The sequence below is a fragment of the Denitrificimonas caeni DSM 24390 genome (assembly GCF_000421765.1).
Classification (GTDB): Bacteria; Pseudomonadota; Gammaproteobacteria; order Pseudomonadales; family Pseudomonadaceae; genus Denitrificimonas; species Denitrificimonas caeni.
In genome coordinates this window covers 51,238-71,352 of the sequence record NZ_ATXQ01000003.1, presented here as the reverse complement: position 1 = coordinate 71,352, position 20,115 = coordinate 51,238, and the positions used below count along the sequence as shown (strand labels likewise).

Sequence of the window (20,115 nt, the reverse complement as noted above, 5' to 3'; positions counted from 1 at the left end):
ATGACTTAGTTGTTTTTTCGTAAAACATAGACCCGCCACATCGAATAACCGGTTAGGAAATCTAGATGGGTTTGAATGCTAAATCCTGCCTGAATAAACTCTTGCTCGACAGTTGCACGGTTGATGACAAAACGGTTGCTGTTTTCTTGTGCTTTACCTCTTTGCGCACGCTTTTTTTCTAATGCTTTACGACGCAGGGCTTTGTAGTTGCCATCCACCCATAAGGAAATAATAACGCTATCGCGTGTGGTGCGGTGAAACTCTTTGAGAAGAGCTAAACGATGTTCGGACTCCTCAATATGGTGCAATAAACGCATACAGAAGATGCTGTCGACCGAGTTATCTGGCAAATTAATATCAAAGGCTGAGGTTTGTAGAGTGCGTACATGCTCGGTGATATGTTTAGGCTGTGCAGCCATCGCAGTTGCTAGCATATCCGCAGAGTTATCTGCTGCCAAAATAATGCGATTGGGTTGCTCAGCTAAGGTTGACCAGAAGCGACCGGCGCCGCAGGGCAAGTCCAGCACTAGATTAGGTTGGTCGGCAAGTGCGAGAGCACGGCGAGCCAGTTGTTGATCACGGTAGTTGGAAAGTTTTCGGGCTAACCCCTTGTGATGTTTTTCTAAATACTGCTGGGAATGTTCTTGGTCATATTTGTCAGAAAAAGCCAGCTTGATGGATGCTTTAGACATTGCAGTAGTCCTGTCCAGATAAGGAATACTGCATAGCTTAGGTAAGACGCCATCAAGCGAGTGTTAAGTAAATGTGAAAAATATGTGATGTGCTATTGATTTGTTATTGTTTTTTCGGCTTTAAAAAGACGCTAAAACAACTACCATGTGGACTGTGGGTACTGACCTCGATAGTCCAACCTTGGTGAGTACAAATCCGACGTACCAAAGATAAGCCTAGGCCCAAGCCTTCGCCGCGAGCATTGTGTCCGCGGACAAAAGGTTCAAAAATGCTCTCTTGAAAATTCTCAGGAATGCCAATACCAGTGTCTTCAACAGTAAAGTGATCCGTATACAAGGTTAATTTAACTTTGCCGTGCTCAGTGTAGTGCAAAGCATTACGTAACAGATTGGAAAACACAGTGCGCAGAAAAGTGGCATTGTACAAAGTTTCTTTTGGCGTCTCAGCAACAGCGCACTGAAACTCAATCTGTTTATCAGTAAACATGGTTTGCCAAAGCTCTACTTGGGCGTCAGCGATACTTTGTAGTGTGGCTTGCCCACCTAAAAAAGCTTCTTCAGGCTTGCTACGCGCAAGAATTAAAAATGTTTGTACGAGGTCATGCATCTCTTCGCTGGCGCGCTTAATGCGTTGTAAATGCGCGACTTCTTTTTCTGCCAAATGGGCTTCAGCCAGTAGCTCACAGGAGCTCGCAATGATCATCAAGGGGGTGCGTAGCTCATGGCTGACGTCGCTGGTAAAGAGTTTTTCCCGCTCTAAACTGTTGCGTAATTTACTTAAAGTGCTATCAAAAGCCGCGGCTAGGTGACCAATTTCATCATTGGCATATTCGAGCGCTAAAGGTGGCGCTAGTGGTAACAGTTGGTCACGGTGACGTACTTGTTGAGCGAGGCGGCTGACCGGTTGCATGATTTTGCGCGCCATTAAGCGACCTAAGCCCCACGCGCCTATGATGCTTAAAAGAAAACCTGCCAACACCACATTAAATAGAGCTTGTTCACGCTGTTCAAACTCATGTTGCTCTTGCACCAGTGCATAACGCACACCGTTGATTTCTTGAATATAGACATAAAATGCTTCGTCACCATCGACAACTTCAGCAAAGCCTAATTCTTTGCGATCAAACTGTTTGGGAATGGCGAACTCGTCAAGATTGCTGGCGTAAAAATGGGTTTCTGGATCTAAGCGCGGTGAGCGGCCATTGCGTAAGTCTTCATGCACGACAACGTGTAGTTGGCGGTCGAGTTCCTGTGATACTAAATGCTCTTCAATAAAGTGGACGATGGCGACAATTCCTAAGGAAAACGTGCCGCTAACCAGTAATGTCATTAAGGTGAAGGCGATAATAATCCGCCGTTCTAATGGCTGTTTATTATTCATGATGAAGATCCGCTAAACGAAAACCAACACCATGCACTGTGTGTAAAAGAGTGATGGCGAAGGGTTTGTCAATGGATTGACGAAGCTGGTGGATGTGACTGCGCAAGCTGTCGCTATCGGGAATATCATCACCCCAAAGCGCTTCTTCCAATGTTTCGCGGCGCACCACTGCAGGACTGCGCTGCATTAAAATAGCGAGCAATTTTAATCCAATCGGATTGAGTTTCAGCAACTGGCCAGCCCGGCTGACCTCCAGAGTTTCAAGGTCGTAGCGCAAGTCGGCCACTTCAAGCACGCGCTTATTTGCACCGGAACTGCGGCGCAATACCGCTTCAATGCGCGCCACCAGCTCTGATAAAGCAAAGGGCTTTACCAGGTAATCATCTGCACCAGCATGCAGGCCTTTGAGGCGATCATCGAGCGCATCACGGGCAGTCAGCATAATAATGGGTGTGTTGTTATCCGCCTCTTGACGCAGCTTTTGACAGAGCTGATAGCCGTCCATACCCGGCAGCATTATATCTAAAACAATCAAGTCATAAGGTTGGGTCAGCGCCAGATGCATGCCGCTGAGACCATCTTGAGCACAGTCAACGGTAAAACCCTTGAGCTCTAGGTAGTCCAAAATATTGGCAAGAATATCTCGATTGTCTTCGATGACTAAAATGCGCATACACACTCACTTGATAAATGACGTATTTAACAGTTTTTTCACATTAGGTTAACAAATGCCTCACAACGCCTTGATCACACTGACCGCTCATTGATCTAACTGAGAGTTGTCTTATGTTACTGCTTAATTCTTCGCGCTGGCGCTATTTAGTGCTGCTCAGTATCGCATGGCTGACATTCTTTACCCTGACTCGCGCAGTCTTATTGTGCGCTAGTTTTTCTGCGGCTGAGGTTAATATCTGGCAATTGTTTTTAGTCTTCGGCCAAGGTGCAATCTATGATTTAGGGTTTTTAAGCTTTGTCAGTCTGCCTTTAGCAGCGTATCTGGTCCTGTGTCCGCAATGGCTTTGGGCAAAAAAAAGGCATCAACTATTTCTACAAGGACTGTTTGCCGTAAGTCTGTTTGCCATGCTATTTGTTGCCGTGTCTGAGTGGCTATTTTGGGATGAATTCTCGGTACGCTTCAACTTTATTGCGGTTGACTACTTGGTGTATTCCAAAGAGGTGATTGACAATATCCTTGAGTCCTATCCGGTATATCCATTACTGGCTGGTTTAGCGCTGCTGGCGATTGTGTTGACATTTATCCTCAGAAAACCCTTGCACCATGCCTTAGCGGTGCCGGCTAGTGCTTTGACGACAAGGCTGTCAGGCTTTGCTTTGCTGGCTGTTTTTGCCATTGCTTGCGGATTGTTGCTCAGCCAAGATTTTCCCAGTGGCGCCGGTGGTAATAGCTATCAGCGTGAACTGGCTGCCAATGGTCCTTATCAGTTTTTTGCCGCCTTTCGTAATAATGAGCTGGATTACCCCAGTTTTTACGCCACCTTAGATGAAGCGCAAATGGGTGGTTTATTGCGCGCTGAAGTCGCAGAAAAAAATGCGCGCTTTGTTAGCGATAACCCGTTAAATATTCGTCGTGAAATTATCAGTGAGGGTGCGCCGCGTCCTTTGAATGTCGTGCTGGTCACTATTGAAAGCCTGTCGGCGAAGTACTTAGGCAGCTTTGGTGACACGCGTGGACTCACGCCCAACTTAGATAAATTACGCAGCGAAAGTTTAGCTTTTACTCATCTGTATGCCACCGGCACTCGCACCGATCGAGGTTTAGAGGCGATTACTTTATCGGTACCGCCGACTCCAGGTCGCTCTTTGGTTAAGCGCATTGGGCGTGAAAGTGGTTTTGCCAGCTTAGGCCAACAGCTGAAGGCGCAAGGCTACGACAGTGTCTTTGTCTACGGTGGCCGTGGCTACTTTGACAATATGAATGCGTTTTTTTCCGGCAATGGTTATCGCATTGTTGATCAAAGCAGTGTGCCCGACAGTGAGATGAGTTTTACCAATGCGTGGGGTATGGCCGATGAGGATTTATACGCGCAAACCATAAAACTAGCTGATGCTGATTATTCGCAAGGTAAGCCGTTTTTATTACAGTTGATGACCACCTCTAATCATCGACCTTATAGCTATCCTGATGGACGTATTGATATTCCCTCAGGTGAAGGCCGTGAAGGGGCCGTCAAGTACACCGACTATGCGATTGGTGAGTTTTTACGCCAAGCTAAAGCAAAGCCTTGGTTTAACGACACAGTGTTTGTCTTTGTCGCTGACCACACTGCAGGCAGTGCTGGTAAAGAAGATTTGCCAGTCAGTAACTATCATATTCCGATGTTTATTTATGCGCCGCAGCATATTCAGCCGCGCGAAATTGACACTCTGGCCAGTCAAATTGATATTGCCCCAACCTTGCTTGGACTACTCAATCAATCCTATGAGAGCACCTTCTTTGGTCGTGACGTGCTGCGGCCTGAAGCGGCAGAGCGAGGACGTGCGTTATTAGGAAACTATCAACACTTAGGACTGTTTGACGGTGGTGATTTGGCCATCCTTAGTCCACGTAAAATGATGCGTCGCCATGATGATGCCTTAGGTGTGAGCTACGAGCGTCGAGCGGATAAAAGTAGCGAATTGGTCCAGCGTGATATTGCCTATTACCAAGGTGCGAGCCAAGCGATTAGCCAAGGGCTACTGAAGTGGCAAGACAATGCCGCGTTGAAGAAATCGGCCTTAGCTCATCTGCAGGGGCAGCATTGATATGGTGACTTATGCAGTACGAGCGTTTAATTTTAAGGCTGCTTTTATTCTGCCATTAGTGCTAATGGCAAGTTTGTTGATATTTGAGCCCAGCGCTTTAGATCTCGGCTTGGCACGCTTGATGTATGTACCTGAAAGCGGATTTATCGGAGGCAAAAGCTTCTTTTTAGAAGATATTTTGCATGACCGTGCCAAGCAACTGGTGATTGTGTTTGCTGTGCTTGCCATTATTGGCTTTGCTTTAAGTTTTGTTTGGCAAAAACTGCAGCGGTGGCGTCCGCAATTAGGTTATTTGGTTTTAGCCCTAGCGGTATCGACCGCTTTGGTCACTCCGGTGAAAATCCTCACCGCGGTGCAGTGTCCATGGGACTTGCAAGAGTTTGGCGGGCAAGAAGTCTACTCTGGTTTGCTCGAGCCGCGTCCAGCCACAAATAAACCAGGTCGTTGCTGGCCGGGTGGTCATGCTTCGGCGGGCTTCTCTCTGCTGGCCTTGTTTTTTGCTTTGCGTGATCTTAAACCGCGTGCGGCGCGTGCTTGCTTGGTCTTTGCCATTGGCTTAGGCACAGTTTTCTCGCTGGGCCGTATGCTACAGGGCGCACACTTTTTCTCCCATAACCTGTGGACCTTCTTATTTGACTGGCTGATCTGCGTTTTTTTCTATTGGTTGGTCCTCTATAGAAAAAACACTCCAGTACAGAGCTGCGCAGCTATGCAGGTGGCGCGATGAAGCGTTATGTCTATATTGCTGCAGGGCTTATATTGGGCGTGCTTGCTACAGTGTTATGGCAAAAATACACCTTCACAGCTGCGCCGAAATTGGCCGTGACAACAGTCAAACTGAAATCGCGCCCTGCGAGTTGGGCGCAACCGGTTGATCCTGATTTTGTTTTGTACAAAATGAGCGACTCACTCTATCGTAGCGCTTTACCGCGCGTGCAAGATGTTGAGTGGTTACAGCAGAACAAGATACAAACTGTGATTAATTTTTATCAAAAGCCGGACAGTCTTTGGTTGCGCGATACGGGTATTGAGCAAATACAAATTCCGCTACGCACGGACCGTATCGATGATGCCGATGTATTGCGGGTGCTGCGTAGCATTGCCAGTGCTGAACAAAAAGGTAAAGTGCTGATGCATTGTAAGCATGGGCAAAACCGTACCGGCCTGATTGCCGCGATGTATCGCATCGTCTTTGAGGATTGGAGTAAAGCCGATGCCATGGCTGAAATGGAGCAAGGCTTTGGTGGTGAAGCGCGGATGGCAGATGCAACTCGTTATCTAGAAAATGTCGATGTAGAAACGATTAAACAGGCGTTAGCCAGTGGTGCCTGTAGCACTCAGACTTTGGCTTGGTGTCAGGTCGCGCAGTGGGTTGAAAAGCATGCCACTGATATGTTCAATGGCAGTGCAAAACACAGCTCTAGATGGGTCGAGCAGAGGGAGAGAGTGCTGACTCCCGCAGGCATTTAGTGGGAATCACGCTAAGAGATGAGCTTAGCGTGATTAACTTGATGCTTATTGCGGCAGTAGGCGTAAGGTGCTTTGCGTATTTTGCTCAACATCTTTCGTACCGAGGTGCTGAGGAAAATACTGGCCTTGCATATAAGCTTCGGCTTGATCGGCATAGTGCTTATCAAAACGTATACCGCTTTGACCAACCGGATTAATGCCGAGGGATTTTTCCGGTGCAGCAAAGTCGATAATACGGCGGGTTGATGGACCGTAGACTACTGACCACGGCGCAGTACCGTAACCACTGGATAAGTTATTAGGTATCTCATGTCCACCGGGTGCGGCAAAGCTACCAATATTCAATAGTTTGTCGAGCGGTGATTGCTGGCCGAGCGGATGCTTATGGGTCAGCGTATGTGCTTTACCCCAAAACCAGTCATTGGGATCTGAGCCTAAAGTGGTGCGTAAATGCATCAGCGTGGCTTGCCAAGCTTGCGCTACGACTTGCTGGCGCGTCTGCTGCTCACCATTACGATGATCGTTCCACCACACCGATTCTGCATCTGACGCTAATAAGGGCAGGGCGCTGTCGATAATGCGGGTGCGCAGTAAGTTCTTGAACACCGTTTCGCCGAGCTCATCGAGCATCGAAGCTTTGAGCAATTGGTAGCTGAACTCAGTAAACAGAGTCGGCAAATAGCTGTCGATTGGATAATTGCCCTGCCATGTGCTGAGTTGCTTAATCAGCTTCTTCTCTTCATTGCCGCGAGCAATCGCATTTAAGTCGGCTAATAAAGGCTTGAGTAAGCGTTGCGCGTAACTAGTACGCTCGCCTAATTGCACAGCTTGGCTGTTTTGTGTATCCCATTTAATGTCAGCTTGGCTCAATTGTTCGATCAACTGCGCGCCACGATCGGCTAAATTATAGTAGCCCGGTAAAGGTACTTGCTTGGGTGATGCAGGTAGAAAGTTAGCCGAGACAATGAAGCCGCGCGCGGGGTTTTCTTCTTGCGGATTATCTTTGAAAGGATAGAAGCCATATTTTTTACTGGTCGCTGATTGGCTGTCGAGAATAAATGAGGGCTCTGCGCTTTTATCGCGAATCGGCATTTTAGCCGCCGCCCACCAGGCAATATCACCTTGTGTATTGGCCCATACCACGTTGAGTCCGGGCGCATGAATTTGACTGGCCGCGTGGCGTGCTTTGTCTAACGTATTGGCACGATTCAGTTCATAGAAGGCATCTAGAATCGGGTTTTCTGTTTCTAAAAAAGCCCACCACATGGCAACCGGTGTATCACTGGTTTGACCTTTAATAATGTCATTGATGATGGGGCCATGACTTGAGTTACGCAGAATCAATTGCTCTGGCTCTTGATCTTTAACCACAATCCACTGAGTTTGGCTCGTGAGAGCTTGCCATTGGCCATTTTCCCAGACCTGCTGTGGGTCCTCGGGATTGGTTTTTAAGGCAATTAAATCCAAGTCATCATTTTGGAACATGGTAACTGACCAACCAAACTCTTGGTTGTGTCCCAGTAACGCAAAAGGATTGAGCGCTTGAAAATGGCCGTACAATTCAAAATCTGGAGCTTGTAAGTGGGCTTCGTACCACACTGCAGGAACAGAGAATGTAATGTGTGGATCACCGGCTAACAGAGGCTTACCACTGGCGGTTTTTGCGCCGTTCATTACCCAAGCATTACTGCCTTCAAATTGTGGCAGGCCCACATCTAATAAAGCTTCTTGGCTGAGCTGCGCTACAGCATTTAGATGACTCCAGTCGCTATTGCTCAGTACTGGTTGCGCAGCTGTTGGTATAGCGCCGGCGCTAGGGGTGGTGAGATCAAAAATCTTTAAATAGTCATCACCCAGTTCTTGGCGAATATAGCTGAGGGTCGGCTCGGTACGAAAAGCTGCAGCAAAGCTATAGGCCAAATAGCCAGCAATGCTCATGGTGTCTTCCATAGTAAAAGGGCGTGGAGTGATGCCCAGCAGATCAAACTCCAAAGGCTTCGCGCCCTTTTCTTGGTATTGGTTAATTCCGTCTAAGTAAGCCAGTAACGCTTGTGCTGGTGCACTGCTCTGATCGACTTTCTGTGCATATTTTTGTGCGTGCTCATGTAAACGCAACGTGCGAAATAAGCGATCAAGCTTAATGGTCTTTGCACCGAGTATTTCTGATAGCTCACCACGGGCTAAACGACGCATGATTTCCATCTGGAATAGGCGGTCTTGTGCGTGCACATAGCCTAAGGCACGGTAGGCATCCAGTTGGTTTTGTGCCTGAATATGCGGCACACCACGCTCGTCATAGCGCACGTCAACGGCAGCAGTCAGTGCTGTGAGTTGTAGATTGCCAGAACGTTGTGGAAGTTTATCTTGGATGTACCAGGTCGTAGCTAAAGCACCGCAACCGAGCAATACGATGCAAAAAACAAAAAAGCGTTTCATGATTATTAAGCCTGCGTCAAAGCGTAAAGTGATAAATGATACTGCATCGAACGGCGCGCCAGACAGCTACATTTAAGCGCATTGCGCTAAGCTCTAGAGTTAAAGGCACTGAGCTTTCATTTTTTACCTTAAGTTGTTTGTGACTCAGTCGATAGATAGTCTAACAAAATGATAAATTGAAATGCTCGACTTATAGGGATGAAAGCCGCAAGATTAGAAATAAATAATATTTACTGGGCATGACATGCAGTCAATCGAAACAGTAAAGGATAATAAGAAATACTTAGGGGAACTGCTGTGAGAATTTTACTGTACCCAGCTATCAAACTGATGAATCGCTTAAGTTTTGGCATGAAATTTAGCTTGATCAGTGCATTGTTTTTTATACCAATGCTGGTCACGAATTTTTATTTGGTGCGTGATTCTTATCAGGATTTTGTTCACACGCAAACTGAAATTAATGGTTTGCAATTGCTTGATTTAAGCTTGAAAACCACTGCGCAGCTAGAAGATTGGCATGATTTGGTGCGGATCAATGCTGTTATTGGCCAAGGTGGAGCAACGGACGATTTAGAGCAGCGCATCGAGAGTTTGCAGCAAAAAATTAGCAGTCAATGGCAATCTTTAGAGCTGTTAGAGGGTGATGAAGAGCAGCGTGCGGACTTTGGCGTCAAGCGAGATGAGTTGTTAGAGCGTCTGACGGCAACTCGTAATGAAGCTTCTTTGCAAAATAGAGCAGTGTTGGCGAGTGAGTTATTAGCCACTGGTATTTTATTTAACCGTTTTATCGCCAGTCAAACAGGTTTAAGCCAAGATACACAACTGGAAGTGCGTCATTTGGTGGCATTGATGACTGATGTGACGCCTGATGTAACCCTGAGCCTTGGTGAAGGACGAGCAATAGCAAGTCTTTCTATGGCCAGAGGTTATTTGGACTCCACCAATAGCACGCGCTTAGATGAGTTACAGGTAAGCCTAGAAAAACTTAATGCTGAGTATGACATGAAGCTCAAAGAAGCTTTGTCAGACAGTGCCGCAGCATTTCAAGCGCTTAATGGAGTGGCGACTGAAAGTCGTGCGACATTACTTGATGCGCTTCGTTTGTTTGAAAATGAAGTGATTATGGCAGATTCTCTGGAAAAGCCTTGGAATGAGCTTTACCAGAACACTTCAGCATTAATCAATAAGACTCACTTATTAAATAGTCATACCGTAAGTTACTTAGAGATTCTGCTGGGTGAGCGTTTAGTCGCTTATCGCTTGCAGATGTTGCTATTAATCAGTGCTCTAGCAGCGGTTTTTTTACTGATTGGTTACCTGTACGGGGCTTTTTATGTATCAACTCGAGCAAGCTTGCGCAGCCTAGGATTAGTCATGGGTAAAGTGGCTGCCGGTGACTTAACTGCGGACTTTAAGGTGCAAAGTAAAGATGAACTCGGCGAGTTAGGTATTGCGTTTAATCAAACTGTACAGCGTATTCATGCGCTGCTTGAGCAGGTGAATGGCACTGTTCATGACGTTGAAGGGCAAGCTACTCGTGTTGAGCGCGTCTCTGCACAAAGCAGTGAAGCTGTGACTCAGCAGCGCGCACAAATTGAACAAGTGGCCACCGCTATGAATGAAATGTCAGCCACCTCGCAAGAGGTCGCTAACAGTGCGGCGGCTGCAGTGAGTAATGCACAGAGCGTCAATGATGAAACGACTACTGGTCGGGCGCGTGTCGAGCAACAAGTCAGTAATATTCAAAAGCTGGCGCAAGAAATAGATACTTCAGTGGTGGTGATTAATCAGTTAGCCGCCAACAGCAAGTCTATCGGCCAAGTATTGGATGTTATTAAAGGTATTGCTGAACAGACTAACCTGTTGGCGTTAAACGCTGCAATTGAGGCAGCGCGCGCAGGTGAGCAAGGCCGAGGCTTTGCTGTTGTAGCCGACGAAGTGCGTAATTTAGCCCGACGAACACAGCAATCCACGGAAGAAATTGAACAGATGATTAGTCAGTTACATGGTGGTGTCAGCTCTGCGGTTAAAGCTATGAGTGCTAGTCATTTGATGGCCAATGAGACGGTGGCGCAGTCTGCTGATGTACAGGATGCATTAGAGAATATCTTAGCTGCGGTTGGGATGATTGTTGATCAAATTCAGCAAATTGCGTCAGCCGCTGAGCAACAAACTGCTGTTGCACACGATATTGATCAGAATATTGTGCAAATTAATCAAACGGGCGAGTTGACCGCACAAGGTGCTGATGAAACTGCACAGGCCAGTCAAGATATGAGTGTTCAGGTCGAGCATCTGAAAACTCTTATTAGTGCTTTTAAGATGTGAGCGAATGCAAGGTTATACAGTCCAGCCAAATAAACGCTGCACATTGGTGCTGGTCTGTGCCGCAAACGCTGTGCTGGATAGGCCGTAGATATCGGCCAGATACTGACAGATACTTGGCAGTTGTTCAGGACTGTTACGTTGTCCAGCCAGCCACTCGGGAGGCATATCGGGACTGTCGGTTTCTAAAGCAATGCTTGCAATTGGTAGGCGCTTTAATACTGATTGTAAGCGTGTCGCCCGTGGCCAAGTTGCCGCGCCGCCAAAACCGAGCAGAAAGCCTAATTTGATATATTCCAGAGCTTCTTCATAACTGCCAGAAAAGGCGTGGATAATACCTGCGCGTGATAATTTAGCTTTTTTTAAGATCGCAGTAACCTGTGCGTTGGCACGTCGCGAGTGAATAATAACCGGCAAGTTAAACTCAGCAGCGATGGCGACTTGCTGTTCAAATAAATGGATTTGTTGCTTAGGGTCGAGTTCTTGCAACAGAAAATCCAAACCGATTTCACCAACTGCGCAGAGCTTGGGATGATCTCGATACAGACTGAGTTGCTCGACCAGAGCTGGAATATCGCTGTCTTGATGTTCAGCGAGAAAATACGGATGCAGCCCAAAAGCGCCATACAAACCATCGTGGTTACTAACAGTGTCCCACAGGCGCGACCAGTGCTGACGGGTAACACCGACCACAATCATTTTCTCTACGCCCAGTGTTTGGCAGTGAGCAATTACCGCGGCGCGGTCTTGGTCAAAGGCGGGGAAATCGAGATGGCAGTGGCTATCAATCAGACGCATCGGCAGCTCCAACAAAAAAGCGCAGGCTTAACCTGCGCTTTTAGGATGACATAGCCGCTGGTGAATGTCGCCAGCGGCACTTGCTTAGTGGTGTTCGCGGGTGGCTAAAAACTTAATGTCCGGCCAGCGCTCTTCCATCAAGCTTAAGTTGACGCGCGTTGGTGCCAAGTAAGTTAGATGACCGCCACCATCAATCGACAGGTTGTCGTGGGCTTTGTCTTTAAACTCTTGCAGCTTTTTCTTATCGTCGCACTCAATCCAGCGTGCTGACCAGACGTTAATCGCTTCGTAAATGCACTCCACTTTGTATTCTTCTTTCAGGCGACTGGCCACTACATCAAACTGCAGTACACCAATGGCACCGAGAATAATGTCGTTGTTGCGCTCGGGGAAGAATACTTGTGTAGCACCTTCTTCGGCCAGTTCTTGCAGACCTTGGCGCAGTTGCTTAGCGCGTAATGGGTCAGCCAAACGGACACGACGGAACAGTTCCGGGGCAAAGTGTGGAATGCCAGTAAAGGATAAATCTTCGCCGTCAGTGAAGGTGTCACCAATTTGAATGGTGCCGTGGTTATGCAGACCAATAATATCACCAGCATAAGCTTCTTCGAGGCGCTCACGCTCGCTGGAGAAGAAGGTCAGCGCATCAGTAATGCGAACATCTTTTTTGGTGCGCGCATGACGCATTTTCATGCCTTGCTCATATTTGCCTGAGCACACTCGCATAAAGGCAATTCGATCGCGGTGGCGCGGGTCCATATTGGCTTGAATTTTAAATACAAAGCCGCTGAAAGTTGGTTCGCTAGGCAATATTTCGCGCTCATTGGCCATACGCGGCTGTGGCGCTGGCGCCCAGTTCACAAAGGCATCAAGCACATGGTCAACCCCAAAGTTGCCTAACGCGGTACCAAAAAACACCGGTGTCATTTTGCCTTTAAGGAACTCGGCACGCTCAAACTCATGACAAGCGCCTTGCACCAGTTCGAGGTCTTCGACAAATTTATCGTATAGATCGCCGATGTGCGCACGGGCTTCGGCGCTGTCGAGGCCTTTAATCAGTTTTGCCTCGGTGCGTTCATGGCCATGGCCTGGGGTGTACACATAGATCACATCATCGGTGAGGTGATACACGCCTTTAAATTCACGGTAACAGCCAATCGGCCAAGTGATGGGCGCGGCTTTCAGGCCGAGTACTGCTTCAATTTCATCGAGTAACTCAATTGGGTCGCGAATGTCACGGTCTAATTTATTGATGAAACTGATGATTGGCGTATCACGCATACGACAGACATTCATCAAAGCAATGGTGCGTGGCTCAACCCCTTTACCGCCGTCGATCATCATCAAAGCACTGTCGACCGCAGTCAGGGTACGGTAAGTGTCTTCGGAGAAGTCTTCGTGACCTGGGGTATCGAGTAGGTTGACCATGTGTTTGCGGTAAGGGAATTGCATCACCGAGGTGGTAATCGAAATGCCGCGTTGTTGCTCCATGGCCATCCAGTCTGAGGTGGCATGGCGGTCCGATTTACGTGATTTAACCGTACCCGCAACAGAAATGGCCTGTCCCATCAGCAATAAGCGTTCGGTAATGGTGGTTTTACCGGCGTCCGGGTGGGCAATAATAGCGAACGTGCGACGTTTCGCAACTTCGGCAGCCTGTTTGCTCATGCTGATAGCGCCTCAAAATCAAAAGATCAAAAAATTAGCCGGCAATTATAGCGGAGTTGCAAGCTAAGGTGGAAATAGGCGCGCTTAATCGCTGATTTAATCGATTCAAGCTTGAAACTCTCAAGGTGCTGACTGGCGCTTAGGTTAGAATGATTGGCTTAATTGCTGTTGCTCGATTGCAGCGCAGCAGTGCTGAATTTTTAAAGGTAAAAAAGTGTATGGCTTGGTTTGATTGGTTTGAGCGGCGCATTGATCCTTATCCTGAGCAGCCGCTGGTTTTGAAACATCTGACGATTGGTCATTTTGTTCGGGCTTGTGCACGTGGTGCGGGGCCGTGGTTGCTGCTGTTAGTGTTGTTTAATGCAGGTCTTGGTGTATTTGAAGCAGTCTTGTTTCAAATGATGGGCTTGATTGTGGATTGGATGAATCAATATGGCCCAGCGCAATTGTGGGCAGAAAAAAGCACGCCGCTGCTGGCGATGCTAACGCTGATTGTGCTCAGTCCATTGTGGGTGTTGATTGCCAGTAATGTACGCTTTCAAACGCTGCAAGGCGTGCTGCCGATGCGTTTACGTTGGCAGTTTCACCAACTATTGCTCAGTCAGAGCATGCAGTTTTATCAAGACGAATTTGCTGGGCGTATTTCCGCCAAAGTGATGCAAACCGCCTTGGCGGTGCGCGACACCATTATGATTTGCGCGGAAATGCTGGTGTATGTGGTGATTTACTTTCTGACCACTGCAGTCATTTTACTCAGTTTTGATGCATGGCTACTGGTGCCCTTTGTCGCGTGGTTAGTGATTTTTGGCATGACCTTAAGAATTTTCGTGCCGCGTATGGCGCAGTTGGCCAGCACTCAAGCCGATGCGCGCTCGTTAATGACTGGGCGCATCACCGATGCCTATTCCAATATTGCTACAGTTAAATTGTTTTCCCATGGCGGCCGTGAAGCGCGCTATGCCAAGCAAGCCATGCAAGAGTTTATGGGCACTGTGCATGCGCAAATGCGCTGGGTCAGCTATTTAGAGTTGCTCAACCACAGCTTGAATATGCTGTTGGTCGGCGGCACCGCAGCCCTGAGCTTGTATCTGTGGCAGCAAGATTTAATTGGTGTGGGAGCGGTGGCAGCGGCGATTGCGATGGCGCTGCGTTTGATTGGTTTGTCGCATTGGATTATGTGGGAAGCCACCATGCTCTTTGAAAACCTTGGCACCGTGCAAGATGGCATGAACACTATCAGTACGCCGGTAAAGCTGTTGGATGCGCCTGATGCCCCTGAGCTTAAAGTCACCCAAGGTGATATCGAGTTTAAACAGCTGAGCTTTGCCTACCGTAACGGCAAACCGCTGATGAGTGATTTTAATCTGCACATTAAAGCTGGCGAGAAAATCGGTTTAGTCGGTCGCTCCGGTGCCGGGAAGTCCACGCTAGTGAATATTTTGCTGCGTTTTTATGATGTCAGCAGCGGGCAGATTTTGATTGATGGTCAAGACATTGCCAAAGTCAGTCAGCAATCCTTACGCCAGCACATTGGTATGGTCACTCAAGACACGTCATTACTGCACCGTTCAGTGCGCGAAAATATTGTCTATGGCCGTCCTGACGCTACAGAAGAAGAATTGCAGCAAGCCATTGAGCGGGCGCAAGCCATAGAGTTTATTCCCTCCTTATCTGACGCCAAAGGACGCAGCGGCTTAGATGCGCATGTCGGTGATCGCGGGGTGAAACTGTCCGGTGGCCAGCGTCAGCGTATTGCTATTGCCAGAGTGATGCTCAAAGATGCGCCGATTTTGCTTCTTGATGAAGCCACCAGCGCCTTGGATTCTGAAGTGGAGATGGCGATTCAAGAAAGCCTATATGACTTAATGGCAGGCAAAACCGTCATCGCGATTGCTCATCGTTTATCCACCATTGCCGCTATGGATCGTTTGGTAGTGATGGATCAAGGTCAAATCGTAGAAGTGGGCAGCCATCAAGAGTTGTTGGCGAAAAACGGTTTGTATGCGCGCTTATGGAATCGCCAGTCTGGTGGTTTTTTGGGTGGTGAATAACAGGACGCTGAAGCGGGTTTCTAGAGCGTAGCTCACTGGTTTAAGGACGTGCGGGATGAATGTTGCGGTGTTGTTGGCCTATGTTTTAGCGATTGTGCTGTTGATCGGCACGCCCGGGCCCATTGTGGCCTTGGTGATTAATGCAGCCTCGCGGCACGGCTTTAAATATGCTTTGATCACCGTGCTCGGTAGCAATCTAGCGTCATTGGTTTTACTGGCCTGCGCCGCGCTGATTATTTCTGGGGTGATTGCTCTGGATGCGCATAGCCTGCAATGGATCAGCTTGCTTGGCTGTGGCTTTATTGCTTGGATGGCGTTGCACGGTTTGCGTGCTGAGTTAGCTCAACAGCATCCAGTAAAGTCTGCGCCGTTGATGCCAGTGAAAGGTCGCTCGGGATTCTTTAATGGTTTTTTCCTCGGCGTATCGAATCCGAAGGACATCGTCTTTTTTGTGGCTTTTTTCCCGCAATTTATTAGTGTCACTGCAGATATTAAGCTGAGCTTGGTGGTGTTGACGCTGGTTTGGATGGTTGCGGATTTTGTCATCTTGCTGAGTTATGCACTGCTGATGCGCGGTAATTTCTTTCAGCGACATCAACGCACAATATCGCTGCTCTCGTCAGCGTTTCTATTGTTGATAGCGATTCTGGGCGCAGCGTATACGCTGCTTGGTTGGTAGATTGAAAAGATATCCCATCCTGCACTCAGAGTGCGGATGCTTGTTGTGACGATGAGCAATAGTCTTTTTTCTTTCTGCTCATGCAGCGTTATTTGTTTAGTGTATAATTATTGATATATGTCAAATAGTGCTGGCTTGTTAAGCACGCTCACAATTTTATATGTTTGCCAGTTATGTCGTCTGACATAAAGCTTACTGAACCGCGCTGTCCTCTCTAATAGCATCAGCTTCGCTGTTGTGACTAAGAAATTAAAAATTTTCTCTTACACCTTTGAAAACGGCGCTTGGGCTCAGTTTTATGCGCTTGACGAGGCTTAATTCAGATCAGCGTGTTAGGTAAATTAACTCAATAGATTCAACGGTGCATACGCTTTAAGAGCTAAGACCAAGGTGACTGCTATGAACAGAAATCGATCAGTAACTCAGCGCGAGCAACGCTTTTCCCCTAGCGTAAAACTCATCTCAGCGACAGATTTAAAAGGTGTTATTACCCATTGCAATGATGGCTTTGAGAATATTAGTGGTTATACACGTAATGAGTTAGTTGGTCAGCACCATAATATTGTACGTCACCCTGATATGCCTAAAGAGGCGTTCGAAGTGATGTGGAAGCATCTTAAAGCTGGCCGTCCATGGATGGGGTTGGTGAAAAATCGTTGTAAAAATGGAGATTACTATTGGGTTAGCGCTTATGTCACTCCTGTGACTGAGCGCGGTGAAGTGGTGGGTTATGAGTCAGTGCGCACGTGCCCTGAGCGTGTTGATATTGCTCGAGCGGAAAAACTCTATGCGCGAATGAATCGTAAGCGCCGGCAATTCCAAATTCCACGCTACTTAAAGCAGCTCATGGGTGCTGTCGGATTTATTATTCCTGCGTTGATCTTAGGCTACAGTGTTTCTCTGTTGGCGAGCACACTATGGCTGATTGCAGCGTTATTGGCTTTTGGTGGTATCCAGTATTTGCAATACAAACATGATCTGCTCTTGATCAGTAATGAGTTGCACGGTGTTTTTATGCACCCTTTAGCGGCGAGTACCTACACCAATCAGCAAGGCATGATCGGTAATATTATGGTTGGTGTAATGAGTTTGCGTGCGCACTTAGATGCAGTCTTGACGCGCATTGAGGATGCTTCACGGCAGGTGACTGAGCAATCACGCTTAGGTTTGGCTTTGACCGAAACCGCGCGCGAAGAGATGCTCAAACAAAGTCAGCAAACCGTACTTGTAGCGACGGCAATGCATGAAATGTCGCTGGCGATCCATGAGATTTCAGACAATGTACAAAAAACGGCAGGTCAGGCTGACCATTCCAATGAGCTCGCTGGGCAGGGCGTTAAGATTGCTCAGGTGACCCGTGCTTCGATAGAAAAACTACACGATACCGTATTGGATATTGGCCAAGCGGTGAAAAATCTGGCTGCACAAACTGATGCAATTGCTCATGCTGCAGCATCGATTGAAAGCATTTCTGATCAAACCAACTTGCTCGCGCTCAATGCGGCAATTGAAGCCGCGCGAGCAGGTGAGCATGGTCGGGGTTTTGCTGTTGTTGCGGATGAAGTGCGTTTACTTGCATCGAATACACGTGAATCAGCAAAAAATATTGGTGAGATCGTGAGCAATCTAAGTGGCCAAGCGATGACTTCAGTTAAATTTGCTGAGGAAGGTGCTGCTGATGCACAAATGGGGCTAAAGCGCGTGGTTGAGTCTGAGAGCATGCTCGCAGGAATTGTAGAGGCCGTGAGTAAGATTTCTGCTATGTCAGAGCAAATGGCTACGGCTGTTGAGGAGCAAGCGATGGTCTCGCAAGATGTTAATCGGCAAGTGACTGAGATATCAGCGTTATCAGATCGTAGTTTGCAACGCACCCAAGAGAGTGCTGAAAGTATCCAGAACTCGCAGAAGGTCTCCGAGCAACTGCATGAGTTAGTAAATCGCTTCCGGCAGTAAGTATAGAAATGGCAGTGGTAAGTTCTTAATTTTTACAAAGTGCTATGGCTGTATTGGAGTAATCTTTTTGTACGTGGTGACTGTGCAATACAGCCATCACGTACAAAAACGATAAGCTTTAGAGCTGTTTTAGTTCAGCGCAGTCGGTTTATTCATCGCTTCTGCCATGCCGTTGATATCAGCACCTTTGAGGCCGATTTCTGACAGCAATGAATCTAGGATTGGTGCTTGTGCGCGATATCTAAGCGCACTGCTTACCACTTGGTCAGCTAGCGAACCGCTGTTGGCGGGTTCTGTCGCCGTACCTGTGTTGTTACCGTCTGCAGCGCCATTTTGTCCCAAACCATTGACGTGCAAAATCTTGATGTCACTGATCTGCTCCATTGGCTTAACGCTTTGCGCAATGATTTCTGGTAGGTGCTGAATCAGCGCCATGCGCACTTGCATCGCGATCTGCTCAGGAGAGAGCATATTGGCCGCATCGTTAATGGCTTTCTTACCTTCTGCTTCAACTTTATAGCTGCGCTCTTTGGCATCCGCCAGTAGCACTTCTGCATCGGCCTGTCCCTGGGCACTTAAGCGCTGTTTATCGGCTTGACCTTGTGCGTTAACCCGCACCGCTTCAGCTTGGTCTTCGGCCGCTTTCTTCTCTGACTCGGCATTGACCACCAGTTTAATTGCTTCTTTTTCAGCCATTTGCCGCGCCATAATCAGCTCGACTTGTTTGGCACGCTCGGCTTGTTCAGTTTGACGTACGGTAATTACCGCTTCTTCTTGCTGTACCGCTAAAGCTCTTGCTTTATCGGCTTCAGCTTTAGCCTCAGACTCTGCACGCGACTTTTCTGCGATGGCGATGGATTTGTCCTGAGAGGCCAATTCGACGGCTTTTTGTCGGCTAATTTCAGCTTCTTCTACAGCGCGCTGTTTAGCAATTTCCATTTCGCGAACAGTGCGTTCTTTTTGAATGGTTTCGGTGTCAATATCTCGATCTGAAAGGATTCGCTTTAAGTCGACCTCACGTTGTGCAGCAATTTGCGCTTCTTCTGCAGAGCGCTTTTTCTCGGCCTGTTCACTGGCGATTTCTGCCATTTGTGACGCGCGACGGATAGACACCTCGCGCTCTTGTTCTAAACGCGCATATTCTTCTTCACGCAAAATATTCAGTTTGCTACGTTCAGCTTCTAAGTTTTTTGTTTTGATGGCTAAGTCAGTTTCTTGCTCAATATCGTTGCGAATTTTACGACGTGATTCAATGGCTTGGGTGAGTTTGGTGAGACCTTCAGCATCGAAAGCATTTTGTGGATTAAAATGCTCAAATGCGGTTTGATCTAAGCCTGTCAGGGAAACAGATTCCAACTCTAAGCCGTTTTTTAATAGATCTTCAGATACCACATGCTGCACTTTTTGCACGAAATCGACGCGCTTCTCATGCAGCTCTTCCATTGCCATTTCTGCAGCGACAGAGCGTAAAGCATCAACAAACTTACCTTCCACCAGCTCTTTAAGCTCGTGTGGATTCATGGTTTTTAAACCCAGAGTTTGCGCGGCATTAGCGATAGATTCTGTGGTGGGTTTAACGCGAACATAAAACTCTGCGGTGACGTCAGCGCGCATACGATCGCGGGTGATCAATGCCTGCTCATTAGCGCGGCGCACCTCAAGACGTAAGGTGTTCATGTTTACTGGGATGATTTCATGCAACACCGGTAGAACAATGGCACCACCATTCATAATGACTTTTTCGCCATTAAATCCGGTGCGCACAAATGATACTTCTTTAGAGGCGCGTTTATAGAGTCTGGCTAGGATTAAACCTAGCGCCAACAAAGTGATAAGCACCGAGCCGGCAATGATTGCGATATTGATTAAGTTGCTGTTGAGCATGTTTAAAATCCTAGT

General features: G+C 47.6%; 14 protein-coding genes. 7 read left to right on the top strand and 7 right to left on the bottom strand.

The window, feature by feature from the left end; all coding sequences use genetic code 11:
* Positions 1-5: 5 nt before the first annotated feature.
* The 3 genes from H591_RS0105670 to H591_RS0105660 form a co-directional block, all read right to left on the bottom strand.
* Complete coding sequence (locus tag H591_RS0105670; protein ID WP_022965982.1) at positions 6-692, bottom strand: class I SAM-dependent methyltransferase; 687 nt, start codon at positions 690-692, stop codon at positions 6-8.
* A gap of 103 nt (positions 693-795) precedes the next feature.
* Positions 796-2,073 (bottom strand): sensor histidine kinase, encoded by a 1,278-nt coding sequence (locus H591_RS0105665; protein WP_022965981.1) that lies wholly within the window; start codon positions 2,071-2,073, stop codon positions 796-798.
* Complete coding sequence (locus tag H591_RS0105660; protein WP_022965980.1) at positions 2,066-2,746, bottom strand: response regulator transcription factor; 681 nt, start codon at positions 2,744-2,746, stop codon at positions 2,066-2,068. Before H591_RS0105660 ends, H591_RS0105665 begins: the two co-directional genes overlap by 8 nt.
* Before the next feature lie 113 nt (positions 2,747-2,859).
* On the opposite strand from H591_RS0105660, the gene H591_RS0105655 reads away from it, so the two are divergent.
* The 3 genes from H591_RS0105655 to H591_RS14930 are packed head-to-tail and all read left to right on the top strand — an operon-like array spanning position 2,860 to position 6,306.
* Entirely contained in the window at positions 2,860-4,836 is a 1,977-nt protein-coding gene (locus tag H591_RS0105655; protein WP_022965979.1) for an LTA synthase family protein, read from the top strand.
* Between the two features lies 1 nt (position 4,837).
* The gene (locus H591_RS0105650) at positions 4,838-5,563 is read left to right on the top strand and encodes a phosphatase PAP2 family protein (protein WP_022965978.1); all 726 of its coding nucleotides are present in this window, start codon (positions 4,838-4,840) and stop codon (positions 5,561-5,563) included.
* Positions 5,560-6,306 carry a dual specificity protein phosphatase family protein gene (locus tag H591_RS14930; protein WP_022965977.1) on the top strand — a complete coding sequence of 249 codons (747 nt, stop codon included), beginning with the start codon at positions 5,560-5,562 and terminating at the stop codon, positions 6,304-6,306. The genes H591_RS0105650 and H591_RS14930 overlap by 4 nt, the downstream gene beginning before the upstream one ends.
* 45 nt (positions 6,307-6,351) lie before the next feature.
* On the opposite strand, the gene H591_RS0105640 is transcribed toward H591_RS14930, so the two are convergent.
* Complete coding sequence (locus tag H591_RS0105640; RefSeq protein ID WP_022965976.1) at positions 6,352-8,742, bottom strand: penicillin acylase family protein; 2,391 nt, start codon at positions 8,740-8,742, stop codon at positions 6,352-6,354.
* Positions 8,743-9,039: 297 nt separating this feature from the next.
* Between H591_RS0105640 and H591_RS0105635 the strand changes: the two genes are divergently transcribed.
* Entirely contained in the window at positions 9,040-11,070 is a 2,031-nt protein-coding gene (locus tag H591_RS0105635; RefSeq protein WP_022965975.1) for a methyl-accepting chemotaxis protein, read from the top strand.
* Positions 11,071-11,082: 12 nt separating this feature from the next.
* Here H591_RS0105635 and H591_RS0105630 read toward each other — a convergent pair whose 3' ends face one another.
* Both H591_RS0105630 and H591_RS0105625 read right to left on the bottom strand, forming a co-directional pair.
* Entirely contained in the window at positions 11,083-11,865 is a 783-nt protein-coding gene (locus tag H591_RS0105630; RefSeq protein WP_022965974.1) for a TatD family hydrolase, read from the bottom strand.
* A gap of 84 nt (positions 11,866-11,949) precedes the next feature.
* Positions 11,950-13,533, bottom strand: coding sequence for a peptide chain release factor 3 (locus H591_RS0105625; protein ID WP_022965973.1), 1,584 nt, complete (start codon positions 13,531-13,533; stop codon positions 11,950-11,952).
* Between the two features lie 218 nt (positions 13,534-13,751).
* Between H591_RS0105625 and H591_RS0105620 the strand changes: the two genes are divergently transcribed.
* The 3 genes from H591_RS0105620 to H591_RS0105610 all read left to right on the top strand — a co-directional run bounded on the left by H591_RS0105620 (position 13,752) and on the right by H591_RS0105610 (position 18,216).
* Positions 13,752-15,584 carry an ABC transporter ATP-binding protein gene (locus tag H591_RS0105620; protein WP_028244209.1) on the top strand — a complete coding sequence of 611 codons (1,833 nt, stop codon included), beginning with the start codon at positions 13,752-13,754 and terminating at the stop codon, positions 15,582-15,584.
* 55 nt (positions 15,585-15,639) lie between these two features.
* A complete protein-coding gene (locus H591_RS0105615) occupies positions 15,640-16,263 on the top strand; it encodes a LysE family translocator (RefSeq protein ID WP_022965971.1) in 624 nt (207 codons plus the stop codon).
* Positions 16,264-16,662: 399 nt separating this feature from the next.
* A complete protein-coding gene (locus tag H591_RS0105610; RefSeq protein WP_022965970.1) occupies positions 16,663-18,216 on the top strand; it encodes a methyl-accepting chemotaxis protein in 1,554 nt (517 codons plus the stop codon).
* A 129-nt stretch (positions 18,217-18,345) separates the two neighbouring features.
* Here H591_RS0105610 and H591_RS0105605 read toward each other — a convergent pair whose 3' ends face one another.
* On the bottom strand, positions 18,346-20,100 hold the full coding sequence (locus H591_RS0105605) for a flotillin family protein (RefSeq protein ID WP_022965969.1): 1,755 nt from the start codon (positions 20,098-20,100) through the stop codon (positions 18,346-18,348).
* Between the last annotated feature and the right edge of the window lie 15 nt (positions 20,101-20,115).